The sequence below is a fragment of the Neobacillus notoginsengisoli genome, from assembly GCF_003515685.1.
Classification (GTDB): Bacteria; Bacillota; Bacilli; order Bacillales; family Cytobacillaceae; genus Bacillus_D; species Bacillus_D notoginsengisoli.
Map to the genome: position 1 here is coordinate 31,331 of NZ_QWEG01000009.1, position 20,608 is coordinate 51,938.

A 20,608-nucleotide genomic window follows, 5' to 3' on the forward strand; every position below is an offset into this window, starting at 1 on the left:
TTGGGAAGTCCATGAATCTCTTTAGAGCAATTCGTTCAAATGCAATTTTTGAAGAAAAGAGTTGATCGAAATAATTAGTTTCTATTCAATTTATATAAACTTCACCTAAAAAAATAGTTGTTTCCTCTGTTTATAGAATCTCGAAATATGTCGAGAAAGACTCTATGTTTTCCATAAAATTCGGCAGTTATTTTCCGAATCTTCTGTTATATTATTTCTGGTTGTCTATAAAAAATTACATAGAAAGGGATGATTCAATGAAAAAACATTTTGCAGGTTTGCTAGCATTGATTATGATGCTGTCCATTTTTGCCCAGACAGCATTCCCTGTTTCGGCAATTGAAGCAGCAGAAGACTTCAATGTAGTAAATTTGGAGGCAAGCAGAGATTTATTTTCCATGACTGAGGTTCGAACTGTCGAAGTACAGGCTGATTTTGGCGAGAAGGTGGATTTAACTAAATTACAATGGACATTTGGCGGCAAGAGCATCTCTGAATGGAAAAAATGGACAAGCGGCAATAATTATAATGGGGCACCGTTTATTACCGTTAAGGAAGCACCACACTATGTCGATGGAACCACGACAGTTAAGGCAACGTTGGAGTTTGGACTACTGTTTAATAGGGAGAATTTATCAGGAGTTAGGACTCTATATCAACAGTTTATCGGAGACTATGAATTGGCACTGGTTAATTCCGAAAATAAGACCAAGGCTGCAAAAACTGTCACTCTTAATGTTTACGATCAATTCCTTTTTTACGATCAGTTAAAACCAGAAATCGATCAAATTTTTGCCAAGGCAAAGGCAGACCTGGACAATATTCGCTATCTAGAATATCAAAGCCTTGGTAAGACAGTGCAGGGGCGCGATCTTCACTTCGTTATATTAGCTAAAGATAAAAAGGCTGTCGATAAGTATTTAAATGAAACACTGCCAACCGCATTAGAAAATCCGGAAAGTTTAATCAAGAAATTAGAAACCGGTACGATGGGCGACTACCAGGTGCCTGTTTGGATGAACAATATCCACCCAGATGAAGCAGAAGGTGTCGATGTTTCCGCGGAGTTGCTAAAGAAATTCGCACTTGAGGACGAGGTCACTTTTAAAACTGGCAAGGGAGCAAATGAAAAAACCGTGACAATGGATGTTGACAAGGTTTTGGATGATGTTATCTTCCTTTATATGTTTACGAACAATCCTGATGGAAGAGTGGCAAATACAAGGGCAAACGCCAACGGTTTTGACTTGAACCGGGATAACCATTATCAAACTCAGGTGGAAACACAGCAGGTTACTCAGGTTATCGCCAAGTGGACGCCATTGTCCTTCATTGATCAGCATGGGTATGTTTCCGGGTTTTTAATCGAGCCAACAACACCTCCGCATAATCCTAACTATGAATATGACCTGCTTTACCACACGATGATTAATCAAGCCAATGCGATGGGACAAGCGGGGATTGGCAATTCAAAACTAACATCTTATTTTATTCCTGCGGAAACATGGGCTGATGGCTGGGATGATGCGACTCCCGCTTATACCCCTATGTATGCGATGCTTCATGGTTCATTGGGGCATACAATTGAGGTTCCAGAGCTTAGCCAGAACGGCTATCACGCCATGGAGGGTGCAGGACTGGGTGCTGCCAATTATATTTATGAAAACAAAGGTGAATTATTTAAAAATCAACTGGAGATCTTTGCCCGCGGTGTCAAGGGTGAGGATAATCGTGCAGTGGATCCATATTTCATTAATGCGAAGGGCGAATCAATCGGCCGGGTAAGGGGAGAACATGCCAGCTACTTCCCGGATTATTATGTACTCCCGGTTGATGAGAAAGAACAAAAAAACAAACATGAAGCCTATAAGATGGTCCAATATTTACTCCGGAATGGGGTGAAGGTGGAGCAAACCACAAAAAATGTCAAGGTAAATGGGACTATGTATCCGAAAGGAACATTTGTTGTTCCAATGAAACAAGCGAAACGCGGTGTGGCGAATGCGATGCTCAGCAAAGGAGAAAACTCCTCAGACTGGGCTGCCATGTATGATCCGATTGTAACCAATTTCCCGGATCTGCGCGGCTTTGATGTTCATGCCATCCGCATCCCTAATGCCTTTGCAAAAGACACTTCAAGAGTTGAAGAAGTACCACTTCCCTCTGGTCAAATAGTTGGTAACACACCGAAGCAAGTATTGGCCAATACAAATAATGACACTATTAAACTAGTTAATGAATTGTTAAAGCATGGGGCAATGGTCGAAAAAGCAACTGAAACAAAAGCAGGCATCAATAGAGGAGACTTTATCGTTAACACGAAAGATCTTCAGGCTTATGGGAAAAACTATTACTTTGAAGCTGCACCTGCAGGCACTACAAACCAAGTAAAAACAGAACAATTGCGCCAGCCAAAGGTTACAGCAACTGGATCCAACCAACTGAATTTTTCGTTAAGAGAGCTTGGATTCAACTTGGTGCCACAAGAGGAAGCTGACGTGATTATTAGTATGGGAGGCAGTTTTAATCCAAACAGCATATCCGGTAAATCATTTGTCGCGATTGGCTATTCCGCTGTCAACGCTGTTAGGAGCAGCGGAGCACTGCCGGGACTTGGTGTAAGTAGAACAGCAGGCGGACATGAAGGGCTGTTTAAAGCTGTCGTTAATGACCATATCCTGACTTCCGGCTACGAGAAAAATGAATTACTCTATACGACGCAGGGAGCCTGGATAACCTCCGTTCCTGAAGGTGCAGAAGTATTGGCATCCTTTAGTGACGCCGATGATTTCTATGTTTCCGGATGGTGGCCAAGACACGAAAGAGCGCAGGGGCAAACCCTCGCCATTACGAAAAACTTTGAAGACGCAACGATTACCTTATTCGCTAATGACCTTGCCTTTAGAGCGCATACACAATACAGCTATCGATTAATTGCAAACAGTATTTATGCTTCCGTCGGCACCGAGGTTGTGAAGAAAGGAAAAGGCAAAGGAAAAGTAACGGGTAAAGAAGTCAAGGCTCAGAATAATATGATAGAAAAATCCTTCTTTGAAAGGGGCCGCGACCGAGATAATTAACAGTTAAAAATAAATCAAGGGTCGGTTCAAATACCTGTAAAGGAAAAGGACAATTATTATTAAAAACACCGCTGGATCCAAACGATAACTAGATTGTTAGAAAGAAAGTTTGGAGAGAATATGCTATTCATTTGACCTCAGTTTACTCGTGAATTGGGGTCTTTTATTTTACCTCGCCAGATTCCCGTCATATTTGTAAACTACTGCCGAGTCGCCTATGCTTTAACCCCTCGAAAATGACACTTTATTACTGTAAAATTACATTTCTTTAACAAATCGCAGGAAAAGACCAAATTTCCAAGCCGATGACGAATAATATATATAGAAAAAAATAAGGGGCAATTTCTGAAGTTAACTGGAGGGACTACATATGCTAGAATTTGAAACCAATATTGATCAACTTGCCAATATAAAAGTAGTTGGTGTTGGAGGTGGCGGAAATAATGCCGTGAACCGGATGATTGAGGACGGCGTACAGGGAGTGGAGTTCATTGCTGTGAATACAGATGCTCAGGCTCTCGACATGTCAAAGGCGGAAGTCACGATGCAAATCGGCGGTTCGCTGACCAGAGGACTGGGGGCAGGTGCCAATCCTGAAATCGGCAGAAAGGCTGTCGAGGAAAGCAGGCAGCAGATCAGGGATGCCCTGCAAGGTGCGGACATGGTGTTCGTAACTGCCGGTATGGGCGGTGGAACAGGGACCGGAGCTGCGCCGGAGATAGCCCATATCGCGCGCGAACTTGGCGCACTTACAATTGGAGTGGTGACTCGTCCGTTCGCTTTCGAAGGGCGCAAGCGTGCACAAAATGCGGCAGCCGGAATTGAAGAGATGAAGGAAGCCGTTAATACCTTGATCATCATTCCAAACGAGCGATTGCTGGATATCGTCGACAAGAGAACGCCGATGATTGAAGCCTTTCGTGAGGCGGACAATGTCCTCAGGCAGGGTGTCCAAGGCATTTCCGACTTGATCGCCGTACCAGGCATGATTAACCTGGATTTTGCTGACGTGAAAACAATCATGTCCAATAAAGGAACGGCGCTTATGGGCATCGGAGTAGCTTCAGGCGAAGACCGTGCTGCTCAAGCTGCCAAAATGGCCATTTCTTCGCCGCTGCTTGAAACAAGCATCAATGGCGCGAAAGGAGTGCTGATGAACATAACAGGCGGTATGAACCTGAGTTTATTTGAAGTCCAGGAAGCGGCCGATATTGTGTCGGCTGCAACGGATGACCAGCTTAACATGATTTTTGGATCGGTCATCAATGAAAACCTGGATAAAGAAATAATGGTTACCGTGATTGCGACCGGTTTTGATCATGATAGGAACGAAGCTCCACCGTTGAACACATCTGGCCGTTCTGGTGACATGTTTGCCAATTCCAGTGAGCAATACCAGGCTCAGTCGAAGCAGCAAGAGCCTGTCTATGGAGAAGCGGAAAATTACGGACAAACACAAAACTACAGCCAGTTCGGAAGGTACGGCCAATCTGGAAACTTCGGCTTTTCCGATAATCACAGCCAGCCGCCTACCTATGAAGAGACCGCGAATTATGAACGGGGTCCCCAGCAGCAAGACGACTCGCTTGAAATTCCATCGTTCTTCCGCAAGCGAAGCAGAAGGCGGTAAACTAACGAACAAAAAGGCCAAATCAATTGCGATTTGGCCTTTTAAATTAAAAGCTCAGGGAGCGCACATTGAAAGACCATATCACCAATTACGGCTATTTCACCTTTTCCAATACATTAATAGGTATTGTATAATTAGGTATATATTACAATTTGGGAATGGGGAGCTTTTATGAAAACAATAGGACTAATTGGTGGAATGAGTTGGGAGTCTTCGGTTGAATATTATCGAATCATAAATGAAGAGGTAAAAAACAGATTGGGTGGATTGCATTCAGCAAAATGTCTTTTATATAGTGTTGATTTTGCCGAGATTGAACGCTATCAAGCGGAAGGTGATTGGAAAAGTGCAGGAAGAATATTAGGGGAAGTTGCATCATCTTTAGAAAATGCAGGTGCTGAATTTATAGTTATTTGTACAAATACAATGCACAAAGTAATTGATTATATAGAAGCAAAGGTAACAATTCCTGTTTTACACAATGCAGATGCAACCGCCAATCAAATAAAAAGATCAAATATTGTGACAGTGGGATTATTAGGTACAAAGTACACTATGGAACAAGAATTTTATAAATATCGAATAGAATCTAACGGAATTAAAGTTTTAGTTCCAAATGGTGCTGAAAGAGAACTGATTAACAAGGTTATATATGAAGAGTTATGTTTAGGTAACATTAAACAATCATCAAGGGACTTTTACAAGGAAGTTATCAAAAACTTAGTTGCAAATGGTGCTGAAAGCATTATATTAGGGTGTACAGAGATTAGATTATTGGTCAAACAGGAGGATTCAGAAGTCCCTTTATTTGATACAACAGAAATCCATGCAATTGAATCAGTTAATAAAGCGTTAGACTATTAAACGGCTTTTTTACATTTTGTGATGCAAAAAGGGAACGACTTATCCTAAACAGTGGAGCCTTCAGTAATGGAGGCAAGGTGCATCAGAATTAGGAATAAAAAAACTCAACAGGCCCATCAAGGCCTGTTGAGTTTTTTAAACTTTTTTTTAATTTCCTCTTTTAGGGACTTCAATCAAATCGGGATCGGCAATGGAATATCCTTTAGACTGCAGCCCTTTGACAATATCCTCAAGTGCGTCTTTTGTCCACTCGCGGTCATGCATCAATAGGTTGGCCCCATTGGTGAGGTATGGGCTGCCAATCATGATTTCAACCAAAGAATCGGGGTTCTGGTATTGCTTCTCCCAGTCATAGCCATACGTCCAGTTCATCAGCAACATGCCTTCCTGTGAGGCAATCTCTTTGGAATAATCTGTATTCATGCCGAAAGGCGCCCTAAAAAACGCAGGAGAAACACCGATGATTTCTTTTACCCTGTCATTCAGGCTAACGATTTCCTCCTTCTGTTCCTCTTCTGGAATTTTCGTCAAGGTTGGATGCGAATATGTATGGTTACCAATGGCAAAGCCCATATCATGAATCTTTTTCAATCTCTCCTCTTCTTCGGGAGTGTCAAGAAAATGCCCATTCACGAAAAAGATCGCTTTTACGCCAAGCCTGTTAAGAATCTCCGCCATTTCTAGCGAATGCTTGTCCGGTGCATCATCGATTGTGATCAGGACATTTTTTTCATCTGACCCATCCAGCCGTTCGATGACCCAATTGGCCTCATTCAGCTTATAGACGGGCTTGGTTTCTTCAACAACTCCCTCCGTTTTTTCTTCTGCAGACTCTTCTTTTTCCTTCGGTTTTTCTACATTTTCAGTTTCCGACGCTTCCGGTGAGGGTATAGATTCTGTGACTCGGGATTCATTGCTTTGCTTAGTGCCAACGCATGCGGCAAGCATTGCAGCGGCAAACAAAATGGGAATAAATAACTTCATGCTGATTCCTCCATTATGCTTATTGTAATATCTTCATACCCACTGGGAAAGGGGGGGGACACAAATTTCTGTAACTTTCGACCAAATTCGAACAAAACTTCGAGTTTCGACTATATAATAGAATAAAAGACTTACCAGAGGAGGGAAATCGAAATGAACTACAAAACTATTATCGTCTTATTGGTTTCTTTCCTGCTAATAGGATGCAGCATTCAGGGAAAAAGTGCTGGTCAGCCAGAGCCAACTACGGGAAGCATGCCCGAAAAACCAAAAAGTGGATTGGCTGAAAAGTCTGTTCCTAAAGGCTTTAATTCCCCGTTTTCTTTCAAATACCCGGAAGATGGTGTAAAAGGAATCTATGTGACCGGACCAACTGTGAGCGTTTCAAGGTTCAATGAACTTTTGGAGCTGGTCGAAAAGACTGAATTGAACAGCATGGTCATCGATATCAAGGATGATTTTGGTTTACTGCAATATCAGCCTGAAAAAGGTTCCCCTTTTGAAGAAATTGGCGGCCCATACATAAAAGATCCTGGGAAACTATTGAAAACCTTGGAAGAAAAAGAGATTTACCCGATCGCCCGCGTGGTGGTCTTTAAGGACAACCACCTGGCATCACAGAGGCCGGACCTTAGCTTTACGGAGAACGGAAAAGTGTGGAAAAATGGACGAGGCGAAAGCTTTGTCAATCCGTTTATGAAGGAAGTATGGGAATATAACGTGGCAATTGCCAAGGAAGCAGCCAAAATGGGCTTCAAGGACATCCAGTTTGATTATGTCCGTTTCCCGGAAGGTTTTGAAACGAGGGATAGTTCGCTTAAGTATTCCCAGGGACATTACAGTAAAGTGGAGAAAGATAATGTCCAAAAAAGAGTTGATGCTGTAACCGATTTTGTCGCCTATGCGAAGAAAGAACTTGAGCCATACAATGTAGATGTCTCGGTTGATATTTTCGGCTACGCTGCCACTCTTCCGGAAGCTCCGGGAATCGGGCAGAACTTTTCCAAAATCTCTGCTAATGTAGATGCCATCTCAAGCATGATTTACCCGAGCCACTGGACAAGCTATTGGGGCATTAAAAAGCCTGATCTGCAGCCGTACGAAATTATTAAAGAGTACGCCAAACATGAAAATAAGGTACTGGATGCATTGGAAAACCGTCCCGTCTCAAGGCCTTGGATCCAGGATTTCACCGCAAGCTATCTTGGAGCAGGGAACTATAAAAAATACGGGAAAGCCGAAGTGGAAGCCCAAATCCGTGCCTTGAATGAAAATGGAATCGACGAATTCCTACTTTGGAATGCAGCCAACCGTTATACAAAAGGGGTAGACTATACACCCCTTACACCGTAGATAAGCGCAAGCGCATAAGGAGAAATTTTTAAGCCATGGTTCCTGTGAAGCATGTTCTAAGAAGCTTTTTTAGTGTTCATTCCAGACCAACACAAGACGCTACAGAATAGAAGGACCTCTTTGCCTCCTATTTTGGGTATAGCTTATGACCCCGAGGGCTTGGCGTTGGAGCTGGACAGTTATCTAGTGTGGAAAATTATGGTTCATTATCTTGTGAAACTGACCGCAAAATTTTTTGCGGTCTTTTCTCATTTAGTTCATCCAATATAAAGAAAGTAAAGTTCACCATTGACGATTTGAAATATCAATTGAGGGAGCATGGCGTATTCCATATTCAGGAGGTGGAATATGCATTTTCTGGGAGGATACCAGGAAGTGGTTTGTATTGAAATAGCCCTTTCCAAGGCATTACAAAACATAATTCGAACCTTTCTCCAGATACGGAGACTATGCCGGTTAATGTAAATTACAAAAAAGGACAAAAAATGTAATAATACGAAATGATGAATTTTCTAGATACTATTTTAATATACTTTTTGAAAGATTATCTACTAGCAATTCCCTATTCCTACAGTGCAAATAGGAATTTAACATTAGTGAAAAATAATAAATGAGTACTTTAATTTGTAATAATGTGTAACTTCTTTTAATAATTCTCTCTCCTAAAAGTGACAAAATATTATGAATATTACATATATAATAGATTTGTCCAAAGTAATGGACTACTTTAGGAGGTGTTGGGATTTGAAGAAACGGAAAAAAGTGATTCAGGGGTTGATGATGGCCACTGCGCTGACCGCGTTGGGCATTTCAACGTTTGCCCCAGGTTTTGCAGGGGCTGAACGAGACAAGGGGGACCCGATTCCTGAAGAGGAGTCAATCGCTATAGTCGAGCTTGAGGTGCCAAATAGGAAGGCACTAGACAAGCTTGCAGAACTAGGGATCACCCTTGATCACGGAATTCATCAGCATGGGGATGGATTTGAAGTTGAAGTGGTAGCAACACCATCACAAATTGCATTGTTAAAGAAAAATGGAATCCAAGTAAAGGATACGCTCTTAACTGAGGGACAGTTTAATCAGAATGTTGCAGAAAGATCTGAAGCATTGCAGATTCAAGCAAGTGCTGCTGCTGCAGAGGACACGATTAAAGTCCTTAGGGCGAATCATTACACAAACCAATCGGGTACTTTCCTTTATGTTGAGGCAAAATCCAGTGCGGGTACATCTGCCAGCACGGCCCTAACTGCAAAATGGGTTGAAGGTGGCGAGGAAAAGACTATAACAATGTCCAGGTTTGTGGATTATGGTGAATATATGTACCACTGGTTTGAGGTTCCAGTTGCAGCTGTACCTAAATCCGTTACTATCACTAGTAACCAGGGTGGAACAGCAGAAAGTGCTGTCACAGAATGGCTGGGAGATAGGAAAGCAGGAAATCCGAAGAAACATTATGTAACGAACTTTGTTGACCACTACATGGACCCAACAGAATTGTATGAAAGAGCTGAGCAGCTTGCCAAGGAATTTCCTGATTTAGTTGAGATTATTGATATGCCTAATAAAACAAACGGATATCGTCGTTTAGCTCAAGCAACAATGGGTGCTCTAACAACAAACGCAGTTGTCGTTTCTTCGAAAGCGTGGGGACATGAAGGCGGGAATGACATTTCTGTTGAATTTGTAAATCCAGGAGTGGCAAGTGCACCTCTTACCGTAAAGGTTGACGGAAAGAAAATTACTGTCGAGTTAGCAACCAATGCGAGCGGAGCAGCAGTGAGTACTGCAAGGCAGGTTGTTGATGCATTGAATAACCAAGCAAGTAGTTTAGTGACAGCTACTACATACCGAGGTAATGCTGGTACTGGCGTAGTCACACCTGTTTCTGCAAAGTTGACCGATAATCTTAAAGCACCAGACGATATTTCCCGTGAACCGCAAACGGTCAAAGCAATCCGTATCGGAAAGCACCGTGATGGATCTAAACCAGGGGTACTTGGATATGCACAAGAACATGCTCGCGAGTGGGTTACGCCGCTAGTTACAATTGAAACGGCTGAACGTTTGCTAAGAAACTATGCGCATGATGGCGAAACGAAGCAGCTTGTCAACAATCTAGATATTTTCTTAGTACCTTCAGTGAACCCGGATGGGGCTCATTACAGCTTTTATGATTTCAATATGCAACGGAGAAATATGACCAATCATTGCGGTCCGAATGAATCAGATCCTGCCTATAGAAATGCCTGGGGAGTTGACTTAAACCGCAACCATTCGGCCGGTTCAGCCTATCATGGATTCGTTGGAGCTTCAATATCTAATTGTCGAAGTGATACTTATGCAGGACCTGCTATTAATTCAGAGCCAGAAGCCAAAAACTTGGTTTGGTTAGCAGATAAAAATCCAAATATCAAGTTTGCAATGAATATCCATAGCCATGGCGGATACTTTATGTGGTCACCTGGTGCTTACGACCCTAACCGTGTAACATTACCTCGTCCTACTGCTGGCCAGGAAGCATTCTACTGGGCGGCGTCAAATGAAATATTGACTGATATTAAAGAACACCGTGGAACGGTTATTAAACCAAGCCGTACAGGTCCAATTCCTGATGTATTATATTCGGCCGCTGGTAATTCTGCTGACTACCTCTGGTATGAAAAAGGAATTTACGCATGGAATTTTGAAGTGGGTGCACAACTTTGGAATAAGAACCTGAAAAGATGGGAGTCTGTTGGCTTCCAGCCGCCATATGAAGAGGGGCATGAGGAAGCAATGGAATTTGCCAACGGCTTAATCGGTTTAATCAAAGTTGCTTACAACCAATCAAAGGATAAGCAGCCACCTTCAACAAAAGCTGTGCCAGGAAACGGCAAGTACTCCGGCCCTGTTAAGGTTGCATTTGAAACAAGTGAAGCTGCGACCATCTATTATACTATTGATGGAAGCAAGCCAACATTTGAATCAGCTCATATCCGCCTAGCCGGAACTCGCGAGCCTGCCGAAGTCTTGACAATTGATAAGACGGCAACAATCAACTGGTTTGCGGTGGATGCAGCAGGCAATATAGAGAAAAACTATAATCCATTAACAAATGGCAAAAACTTCAATTCTGTAACTATTACAATCAAGTAAAATAAAAAAGGATCCTGGCGCAATCTACAAACTGGATTGCGCCAGGATCCTTACTTTTTATTGAAAACTAACTTAGTTGTTCTATTGGATTTTGCCCTGGTGTCCGTTGGGAGGTCTTTGACGAATGATTCTTTATTCAACTGAAAGTATTCGTTTTAAGGTTTCGAATTAATATAATTCTAAAATTAAAGTATACTAAACTGTTCATTTTTTAAATCCGTTACAAACATATGGCCAGGAGCATGTGTAATCATAATTTCTGGTTTCATATGCATGGCAACAGCCTGAGGGGTTACGCCGCATGCCCAGAAGACAGGAATTTCTCGAGCCTTTATCTTTACGCTGTCACCGAAATCAGGAGTATTGATATCCTCAATACCAATAGCAGCCGGATTGCCTATATTTATAGGGGCTCCATGTACAGAAGGGAACCGGCTTGTGACCTGGATAGCTCGAATGGCATCTTTTTCAGTCATGGGGCGCATGCTGACAACGGTAGGGCCTTCAAATCTGCCCGCTTTAACTGTTGGAATGTTCGTCTTGTACATCGGAACATTCCGTCCTTCTTCTATATGGCGGATTGGGATTCCGTTTTTCAAAAGAGCTTCTTCAAATGTAAAGCTGCAGCCGATTAGAAAGCCGACCATGGAATCATCCCATAGGGCTGATACATCTGTTAATTCTTCGGTGAAGACGCCATTTCGGTAAATGCGATATTTCGGGATATCAGTCCTTAAGTCAGCATCAGGCGCTGAAAGGGCAGGGACCCCGGACCCCGGCATAGTAACATCGATGATGGGACAAGGCTTTGGATTCCTCTGGCAAAACAAAAGAAATTCAAACGCCAAATCTTTTGGAAGCACGGCTAAGTTCGCCTGGATATACCCTGGAGCTAAACCAGAAGTAGGTTTAACCCACTGGTTTGCACGGATTTTTTCGCGTATAACTTGTGGAGTCATCATTCCTATTGTGCTTTGCATAAAAGAACCTCGTTTCCTTCTTATTTGAATAACTGGGGAATTCCATTAACTAGTGAATAACCGCCCATGATTGCCATTGCGATGACGATTAGAATTCCAAAGATTGTCATCCAGAGAGGTTGTTTATAATCCCCAACGATTTTTGGCCTGTAGGCAGCAACAAGCATGACTCCTAAAGCGATAGGTAAAATAAGTCCGTTAAGAGATCCGACCAGTACAAGAATTTTGACAGGTCGGCCTATTAGCACGAAAACCAGGGTGGAAATCGCAATAAAGGCGACGATTGTCCATTTATTATACTTATCGACTGTCTTGCTTAACGTCTGGATGAACGATACGGACGTATAGGCAGCTCCTACAACAGAGGTAACGGCAGCAGCCCACATGACGACTCCGAAGATTTTGTATCCGACATTTCCTGCGGCCAGTTTAAATACAGAGGCTGGGGGATTGGCAGGATCAATTGCAAGCCCTTGTGCAACTATTCCTAAGGCGGCAAGGAATAGGAAAATCCTCATAATTGAAGCGATACCAATCGCACTAACAGCACTTTTGGTGACTTCTGGTAATGATTCTTTTCCTTTAACTCCTGCATCTAATAAGCGGTGCCCGCCCGCAAACGTTATATAGCCTCCTACGGTTCCGCCGACAAGGGTGACAATGGCGAGAAGGTCAATTTTATCAGGAACAAAGGTCTTTACGACGGCTTCTCCAACTGGTGGCTGGGCTGTAAACATTACATATACAGTAAGGGCAATCATGACAAATCCCATAATCTGTGCAAAACGGTCCATGGCTTTCCCGGCTTCTCGAACCAGGAAAATTCCAATTGCGATAATTCCACTAAGAAGAGCTCCCATTTCTGTCGACCAGCCAAATAGAACATTGACACCAAGTCCCGCTCCGGCAATATTTCCAATGTTAAAAGCAAGTCCCCCTGCAACGATAAGGGCCGCTAGGAAATAACCAAGGCCGGGAAGTACATCATTTGCAATGTCCTGGGCCCGTTTTTCTGAAATAGCTATAATTCTCCATATATTCATTTGGGCCCCAATATCAATAATAATAGAAATTAAAATGACAAATCCGAAGCTTGCAAGAAGGGATTGTGTAAAAACAGTTGTCTGAGTAAGGAACCCCGGGCCTATTGCTGAGGTTGCCATCAAAAACGCGGCACCCATTAGAATACTGGCAGTTGATTTTTTCTCCATATGAACCCCCTAAAACTTATAGGCCTGCTTATAGACCTAATTTTTTATTTTAAAAAGCTGCCTATTGAAGCTATTGTGATACCATTTTCCTTTAGTGCCGAGGTGATATACCTTGCAAAATCAAGGGCGCTTTCGCCATCGCCGTGAATACAGACTGTATCAGCCTTTATTGATATATCGGTACCCTGCTGGGAAGTCACCGTCCCCTCTTTTACCATTCGGATCACCTGTCCAACCGCAGTTTCATGCTCCTTGATTAGAGCATCTGGTTCACGCCTTGATGTTAAAGAACCATCTTCCTGATAGGTACGATCGGAAAAGACTTCACTTGCAGTCCGAAGGCCCAGTCTATGACCGGCTTTTACCAGTTCACTACCTGCCAGGCCGAAAAATACCAGCTCGGGGTCGACCTTGTACACCGCCTCGGCAATGGCCTCCGCAAGTCCAGCATTTTTTGCAGCCATGTTAAACAGAGCGCCATGAGGTTTAACATGCTGGATTTTGCCGCCTTCCGCTTTTACAAAGGCACTCAGAGCTCCGATTTGGTAGACCACCAGGTCGTATGCTTCCTGAGGGGAGATGTTCATTTCTCTTCTTCCGAATCCAGCAAGGTCCGGAAGGCCAGGGTGAACGCCGATTCCGATATTTTTCTGGATTGCCAGTTTTACAGTTTTCCTCATCGTTGCAGGGTCGCCGGCATGGAATCCGCAGGCAATGTTGGCGGACGTTACATAATCGAGGATTTCCGTATCCCTTCCAAGTGTGTATGTACCAAAGCTTTCTCCCATGTCACAGTTAATATCGACAATTGGCATTTGCTTGTTCCTCCTATATGAATTTTAATCTTATCCCCTTTTTGAGTTGCTTTAGGTTTTCCTCTCTTTCCAGGAAAAGAAGCTGGGCCTCTTCGTGTGTCACATATTTAAAGGTGATGTAATCCCCGGGCTTTGCTTGGGCAATCAGGGGTAAATCAACAGAAGCAATCTGTCCGATTTTCGGATAGCCACCTGTAGTCTGCCGGTCGGCAAGCAGGATAATCGGGTTTCCTTCCCCAGGAACCTGGATGGACCCGAAACTTACAGCCTCGGAAATCAGTTCCTCAGGAACCTCAAGTCGTAAAAGGGGTCCTTTAAGCCGGTATCCCATTCGATCTGATTGAGGGGAAACCTCAAACCTATCACTGAAAATTCTTCGTTTGCTTTCCTCATCAAAGAGATGATATTGCTTGCCTTTCATGACGCGAATCGGCATATCCTTTCGGTGAATCGGAATTAATTTCGATGTTATTGACCAATCCATTTCGGCATAAGGCTTATCCCCGGGTTGGCCCTCCAGGTTTTCCATCATGACTGTTGAAAGGTCTCCTGGCTTGTCCAATCGTATGACGTCCCCTGGTTTTAAAGCGCGACCTTCATAACCTCCAATTTCCGCCCTTAAGTAAGTGGATTTACTATTCATGACTTCCTGGACCGTTATACCTCCAGCCACGGCCAGATACGCTCTGGAACCAGCTACCGCTGGCCCAAATCGGAGCTCACTGCCTTTTCTTACAAAAATAGTTCGCCATGATCTCACGGGAAGAAGATTAATAGATGGGGAAAGGTTTCCACCACAAATGGAAATCAAGCAATCCTTCTCAAATCGTAACACTGGTCCGAGCAGAGTTATTTCAAGAGTAGGTTCGTTCTCCCCGTTGCCTACCAGTATATTAGCAACCCGGTGAGCTATCTGATCCATCACTCCGCTGGCTATCACTCCGTATTTTTGGTATCTATAGCGGCCCATATCCTGAACACTTGTAAGGAGGCCTGGTTTTAATACGGTAATCATGTTCAATCTCCTCCAAGCCTCTTGTATTCTTCAATGCTAATCGGAATAAATTTAATCTTATCGCCGGCCCTCAAGAGGGTTGGCGGCTCGTCTTCAGGACGAAACAGCTCTACCGGTGTCCGGCCGATCAACTGCCAGCCGCCTGGCGTTTCAATCGGATACACCCCTGTTTGTTTGCCAGCAATTCCGACGGTTCTTGGAGGGATTTTTAATCTGGGACTATCCCTTCGCGGCGTGGCTATTTTTTCCGACATGCCTCCGATAAAAGGAAACCCTGGAGCAAACCCAATCATAAAAACCGTGTAGTCACCAGCGGAATGTATGCGGATCATTTCTTCTTCAGAAAGACCGTTATGCTTTGCTACAAACGGGAGATCCGGGCCCATTTCCCCTCCATAGCAAACCGGGATTTCCACTGTCCGCTGTAAGGTTACTTCTGATGAAGACATTTTCTCCAATAATTTTTTTAGCTGGATACAGACAATATCATATGGCAATTTGGATATCCCTCTGAACTTAGAGATGACCTCAACCGGGTCGTAAAACACCGTGACAGTAGTGAAGGCTGGTATGTATTCAATTATCCAGGATTCCATGTTTCTATCTAGAAACGAGGTAACAAGCTGGACCTTTCGCTGTGTTTCTTCGTTGATATCTTTTCCTAGCTCTATAACCACTGCCTGGTCTCCGAGAGGATGGAAAATGAACGTCAGTTTTTTCTGCATTAGGCTTTTGTCTCCCGAAATATTATTATATTTTTTTACTTCTCGAATTTTATGAATATTATAACATTAAAAAAATTCACTTCAATATTTTTAATTTTGTTATATAAAAACGTTTCCAAAAAAACTTCCTTCCGTCATAGCATGAGAAGGTTTGGGATAGCTTTTGGGTTAATTATTTTGTAGTACAGTCCACGAAAGCTTGGAGGTACCGGGGGCTTAACTCCATTTTTCAGATTTGGAAAAAAGCAAAGAAATCGGATGTTCATTACATCTATTTTCAAGTGAATTACAATAATTATTAACAGTTTTCGGAATTTATTATCAAACTTGCTATTAAACTATATATAAGGGCATTTCGCAACGGGGGATTTTAATCGAATGTTTTGAAAGGTAGGTGTGAATATGAAAGTAGCTGTATTAGGATCTGGATTAATGGGGAAAGAAGCAGCCCGTGATTTGGTACAAAGTGATGGAGTAGAGGCAGTTGGATTGGCAGATATTGATTTAGAGCGTGCAAAACAAGTATGCAATCAACTTCAATCAACGAAGTTAAAAGCATTTTCCGTTGATGCCGGGAACTACGAGGAAATGACAAATTTTATTCAGCAATATGATGTCGTTGTGAATGCACTTTTTTATACTTTTAATGAAATGGTTGCGAAAGCGGCTATTGCAACAGGGGTTAGTTCTGTTGACCTTGGTGGACATATCGGTCAGATTACGGACCGTGTGTTGGAGCTGAAAGAAGAGGCGATGAAAGCTCATTCGACGATTATTCCTGATTTGGGTGTTGCCCCAGGTATGATAAATATATTGGCCGGCTACGGAGCAAGCAAGCTCGATCATGTCAAGTCTATTAAGATGTATGTTGGCGGGATTCCCGCAAGACCTGAACCCCCGCTTGAATATAATCATGTTTTTTCAATGGAAGGGTTACTCGATCATTATACCGATCCTTCATTGATCATTCGCAATGGGGCTAAGCTAGATGTACCATCTCTTTCAGAGGTAGAAAAAATCTATTTTGAGAAATTTGGTCCACTCGAAGCATTTCATACTTCGGGCGGAACCTCCACAATACCATATTCATACCCGAATATAGGTGAATTGGAGTATAAAACGATCCGCTACCCAGGTCATGCGGAAAAATTCAAATTGCTTGTTGACCTTAACCTTACCCGTAATGATTATGAAGTGGAGATTAAAGGGCAGCATGTGAAGCCCAGAGACGTCATGTTAAAGGTTCTTGCTCCGATTGTGGACTTAAAGGACAAAGATGATGTGGTCTTGCTTCGCGTTATTGTCTCTGGAGAGAAAAATGGTGTGAAAACGACGTACGAATATGAAATGACGACATTTAAAGACCGTGCAAATAACGTGACAGCGATGGCACGCGCAACTGCAAACACCATTTCCGTCGTAGCTCAAATGATCGGCAATGGAACGATAACCAAAAAAGGGGTCCACCCACCAGAGCAAATTGTTCCCGGAAAAGAATATATCGAAGAAATGGCAAAAAGAAATATTATGATCACGGAAACAGAGAAACAGGATAAGCTAATCAACAATTAATCATTCTCGCACGACCGCTTGTAACCTGCGTGGCATGTGAGGTTACTTCGATTCAAACACAGTCCCGCCACCTATACAAAGTTAACCGCACGGTGAAATTATCACTCGTGCGGTTTTTTCTTTATGTTCATAAAAATGTTGGAGAATATTTTATTAAAAAGGCTATGTTAAGGTTCATTGTTGATTTATGGCACCAGTTTTTCCTCTCTCCAAAAACCTATCAAGAGCTGCTTTATTTTGTTCCAAGTCCACTTCTAAGACCTCTCCAACTCCATCATACCGATCATTTGTATAACTGCCATCTTCGGGGATTCGGATTGTTTCTATATCCCCACTTTTATTCGCCAAAATGTCTTTTCCAATCGTCAAGAGTGTAGCGGTGTCAATGTCTGTATCGATGTAAGTATTTAAAACTCCTAATAGATCAGGAAGCTTTGCGAGACTATGTAGACTTACGGCTTCATCCTTTAATTTTGAGACGACTTCTTGCTGTCTTTGCACCCGGCCGAAGTCACTTAAACGATCTTGACGGAAACGAACATATCCTAAAAGTTCTTTCCCATGAAGCTGTTGAATCCCTTGTTCTAGCGTCATTCCAATCCCATCAGACATCTCATATGGTATGTCTACTTCAATTCCATCGGGAACGAGGAGGTCGACTGCTTTTTCAAAACCTTTAAAGTCGACAATAGCATAATGATGAATATCCAGGCCGTAATTTAATTGAAGGGTCTTCCGTAATAATTCAGGCCCTCCGTATGTATAAGCAGCATTTAATTTATGCTCTCCGTGTTCAGGTATGGATACATACATATCACGCATAAGCGAAATAAGTTTCACCTGCTGAGTTTCGGGATTATAGTGAGCGACCATTATGGTATCTGTTCTAGCTTGTTTTTCTCCTCTGGAGTCACTTCCGAGTAAAAGAACGTTTACTGCGTCTTTTTTTATTTTTTCCCCTTGAAACGAATGCGATGCTTCTGCTTTTTTAAATGGTTGATTCACTTTTTGTATTGTTCCTTCTATAAACTGAAATATAGTAAAAAGACCAACCAAAAAGATACTTAATAGAAGAAGGGCGTTAAATATTCTCATCCACCTAATTCTTCTTTTCTTTCTTGTTCTTTCCAATCGTGCACCCCCTAGGCTGAAAAAAATATTTATATTAAATTGGCGAACATTCAGTTTTTGATAGGGGAATCAGAAACTGATGAAGTTGCCATCTTTTTAACTTGAAATAGTTATTATCCCATACATACATTTCATTCATAGATATATTAGATTACATTTGTTTAAAATTCTGTTTACAATCCTTTTCATTTCTACCGAGGAAGATGTGAGAAGAGGAGAATAGGGATGTGTTTTAATTTGTTGACAAAGCGTTGTTTAAGGAGTCGATTACAATTCGCTATATTTTAGCAAAAGAAAAAACGTTTAAATACTTATAAAAACTTGCACTTTTACTTAATGTGCGTATAATTACTTATAAACACTTATCGAGCAGGTGGATTTCTTGTATCAGGAAGAAAGATTAGAATTCATTATAGATTTTTTAAAAAAGCATAATAGGATTTCCGTTGAACAAATCTGTTCCCTTTTAGATGTATCCAGAGATACAGCCAGGAGGGATCTTGTCCGGTTGGAAAAAGAAAAAAAGATTGTGAGAACGAGAGGGGGAGCGATCCTGCCATCTGTTCACAATGAAGTTAAAAACTATACCAATCGCTTACATACCGTTACGGCAGAAAAAAAGATGATTGGAAATAAGGCTGCATCGTTAATTTATCCTGGTGATCGAGTGATCTTGGATACCTCGACAACCGTTCAAGCATGTGCGGAACAGATCGAAAACATGGAATGTACGATTATTACCAATTCAATCAATCAGGCCGAGGTTTTATCTTCTAAGCCGGAAATTGATATCCAACTCCTGGGAGGCAAACTTCAAAAAGAGCATCGGTTTCTTTACGGCTCAACTGTTATAGAAAAACTATCGGAATACTATGTTGATAAAGTGTTTATCGGAGTGGTAGGAATATCAGAAAATGGCTTAACAATTGCTCATGAAGAGGATGGTCTCGTCAAACGAAAAATGATTCAGCAAGCAAAACAAGTGATTGTATTAGCCGATCATACGAAATTAGGAAATACAGATTTTTTCCGTTTTGCTGATTTACGCGACATTGATCTCCTAATTACAGACACCACGCCTCAAAAGGAGTTTAGAGAGTTATTGCGAAAAAATAATGTCGAACTTTTAACAGCTGACTTTGAAGAGGGGGAAGAATAGGGTGGTAAAATTAATCGCCATCGATTTGGACGGTACGTTACTAAATGAAGAAAGCCAAATTAGCAAGGGGAATTTAGAAGCGATCAAACATGCTCAAGCCAATGGGATTGAGGTTGTTATTGCTACAGGGCGCGCCCAATTTGACGTCCAAACTATTTTTAATAAAACTGGATTGAACACGTGGATTATCGGGACCAATGGGGCAACCATTCATCAGCCAAACGGAGAACTATTCCATTCGGTTTTGATCAATCGGCAGGATGCTATCCACATTTTGAACTGGTTAGAGGAAGAGGAATACTATTATGAGATCTTCACTAATCATGCGATATTCACCCCACAGAACGGGCGGGAACTTATAACCATTGAAATGGACAGAGCCATAAGCGCGAATCCAGACGTAAGCACTGAACAGCTTATAAAGGCTGCTGAAAAGCAATATAGCCAAAGCGGATTTTCTTTTATATCATCTTATAAAGAAATAATCGACACCGACATTGATGTTTATAATATCCTTGCTTTTTCTTTTGATAAAGATAAGCTCCAAAAAGGGAAGGAGAAATTTAAGGGCATGAAAGATGTCACAATGGTCACGTCTGCTATGCATAACTTTGAATTGGAACACAAAAACGCATCAAAAGGAATTGCTTTAGAAATACTGGCTAAAAAGCTTAAGATCAACATAGCGGACACAGCTGCGGTTGGCGACAGCTTTAATGATTTATCTATGCTGCGAATCGCGGGGAGAAGCGCTGCCATGGGAAACGCACCCGAAGAAATCAAAAATGTCTGCCAGGAAGTAACACTGTCGAATACTGATGACGGAGTAGCTCATTTTATACACTCATTACTACGGAGCCCTTTGTCATCTCTTTCTTAAAGAACATATCGTAAACCCCAATTGGCGTAACACACATTGTGGCGTGACAATGGGGGTTTTGTTAATCTGGGTGT

16 protein-coding genes are annotated in these 20,608 nt (G+C 42.2%); 9 read left to right on the plus strand and 7 right to left on the minus strand.

The features are described from left to right. Positions 1 to 257 precede the first annotated feature (257 nt). The 3 genes from D1B31_RS14425 (at position 258) to D1B31_RS14435 (ending at position 5,574) form a co-directional block, all read left to right on the plus strand. Positions 258 to 3,080 (plus strand): M14 family metallopeptidase, encoded by a 2,823-nt coding sequence (locus D1B31_RS14425; protein WP_118921978.1) that lies wholly within the window; start codon positions 258 to 260, stop codon positions 3,078 to 3,080. 370 nt (positions 3,081 to 3,450) lie between these two features. Further along, on the plus strand, positions 3,451 to 4,710 hold the full coding sequence (ftsZ, locus tag D1B31_RS14430; protein ID WP_118921588.1) for a cell division protein FtsZ: 1,260 nt from the start codon (positions 3,451 to 3,453) through the stop codon (positions 4,708 to 4,710). Between the two features lie 171 nt (positions 4,711 to 4,881). Then, positions 4,882 to 5,574: an aspartate/glutamate racemase family protein gene (locus D1B31_RS14435; protein WP_118921590.1), complete on the plus strand. Its 693-nt coding sequence runs from the start codon at positions 4,882 to 4,884 to the stop codon at positions 5,572 to 5,574. Positions 5,575 to 5,721: 147 nt separating this feature from the next. Here D1B31_RS14435 and D1B31_RS14440 read toward each other — a convergent pair whose 3' ends face one another. After that, complete coding sequence (locus D1B31_RS14440; protein WP_192894784.1) at positions 5,722 to 6,558, minus strand: polysaccharide deacetylase family protein; 837 nt, start codon at positions 6,556 to 6,558, stop codon at positions 5,722 to 5,724. Between the two features lie 153 nt (positions 6,559 to 6,711). Between D1B31_RS14440 and D1B31_RS14445 the strand changes: the two genes are divergently transcribed. From D1B31_RS14445 to D1B31_RS14455, 3 genes are all read left to right on the plus strand, one after another. Further along, positions 6,712 to 7,911, plus strand: coding sequence for a putative glycoside hydrolase (locus D1B31_RS14445; protein ID WP_118921592.1), 1,200 nt, complete (start codon positions 6,712 to 6,714; stop codon positions 7,909 to 7,911). A gap of 188 nt (positions 7,912 to 8,099) precedes the next feature. Beyond that, positions 8,100 to 8,300 carry a YetF domain-containing protein gene (locus D1B31_RS14450; protein WP_118921594.1) on the plus strand — a complete coding sequence of 67 codons (201 nt, stop codon included), beginning with the start codon at positions 8,100 to 8,102 and terminating at the stop codon, positions 8,298 to 8,300. Between the two features lie 355 nt (positions 8,301 to 8,655). Beyond that, a complete protein-coding gene (locus D1B31_RS14455; protein WP_204563025.1) occupies positions 8,656 to 11,046 on the plus strand; it encodes a M14 family metallopeptidase in 2,391 nt (796 codons plus the stop codon). A gap of 185 nt (positions 11,047 to 11,231) precedes the next feature. Here D1B31_RS14455 and D1B31_RS14460 read toward each other — a convergent pair whose 3' ends face one another. From D1B31_RS14460 to pxpB, 5 genes are read right to left on the minus strand one after another with little or no spacing between them, the layout of a single operon-like run. After that, on the minus strand, positions 11,232 to 12,008 hold the full coding sequence (locus tag D1B31_RS14460) for a putative hydro-lyase (protein ID WP_118921984.1): 777 nt from the start codon (positions 12,006 to 12,008) through the stop codon (positions 11,232 to 11,234). A gap of 38 nt (positions 12,009 to 12,046) precedes the next feature. After that, positions 12,047 to 13,237 (minus strand): NRAMP family divalent metal transporter, encoded by a 1,191-nt coding sequence (locus D1B31_RS14465; protein WP_118921596.1) that lies wholly within the window; start codon positions 13,235 to 13,237, stop codon positions 12,047 to 12,049. Between the two features lie 44 nt (positions 13,238 to 13,281). After that, complete coding sequence (locus D1B31_RS14470) at positions 13,282 to 14,052, minus strand: LamB/YcsF family protein (protein ID WP_118921598.1); 771 nt, start codon at positions 14,050 to 14,052, stop codon at positions 13,282 to 13,284. 13 nt (positions 14,053 to 14,065) lie between these two features. After that, a complete protein-coding gene (locus D1B31_RS14475) occupies positions 14,066 to 15,067 on the minus strand; it encodes a 5-oxoprolinase subunit C family protein (RefSeq protein WP_118921600.1) in 1,002 nt (333 codons plus the stop codon). A 2-nt stretch (positions 15,068 to 15,069) separates the two neighbouring features. After that, positions 15,070 to 15,780, minus strand: coding sequence for a 5-oxoprolinase subunit PxpB (pxpB, locus tag D1B31_RS14480; protein WP_420846114.1), 711 nt, complete (start codon positions 15,778 to 15,780; stop codon positions 15,070 to 15,072). 414 nt (positions 15,781 to 16,194) lie between these two features. Here pxpB and D1B31_RS14485 point away from each other — a divergent pair, with 414 nt between their 5' ends. Further along, on the plus strand, positions 16,195 to 17,364 hold the full coding sequence (locus tag D1B31_RS14485; RefSeq protein WP_118921604.1) for a saccharopine dehydrogenase family protein: 1,170 nt from the start codon (positions 16,195 to 16,197) through the stop codon (positions 17,362 to 17,364). A 174-nt stretch (positions 17,365 to 17,538) separates the two neighbouring features. Here the strand turns inward: D1B31_RS14485 and D1B31_RS14490 are convergent, their stop codons facing one another. Beyond that, positions 17,539 to 18,459: an LCP family protein gene (locus tag D1B31_RS14490; RefSeq protein WP_118921986.1), complete on the minus strand. Its 921-nt coding sequence runs from the start codon at positions 18,457 to 18,459 to the stop codon at positions 17,539 to 17,541. Positions 18,460 to 18,877: 418 nt separating this feature from the next. On the opposite strand from D1B31_RS14490, the gene D1B31_RS14495 reads away from it, so the two are divergent. After that, complete coding sequence (locus tag D1B31_RS14495; protein WP_118921606.1) at positions 18,878 to 19,654, plus strand: DeoR/GlpR family DNA-binding transcription regulator; 777 nt, start codon at positions 18,878 to 18,880, stop codon at positions 19,652 to 19,654. A 1-nt stretch (position 19,655) separates the two neighbouring features. Beyond that, positions 19,656 to 20,534 (plus strand): Cof-type HAD-IIB family hydrolase, encoded by an 879-nt coding sequence (locus D1B31_RS14500; RefSeq protein WP_118921608.1) that lies wholly within the window; start codon positions 19,656 to 19,658, stop codon positions 20,532 to 20,534. Positions 20,535 to 20,608 lie beyond the last annotated feature (74 nt).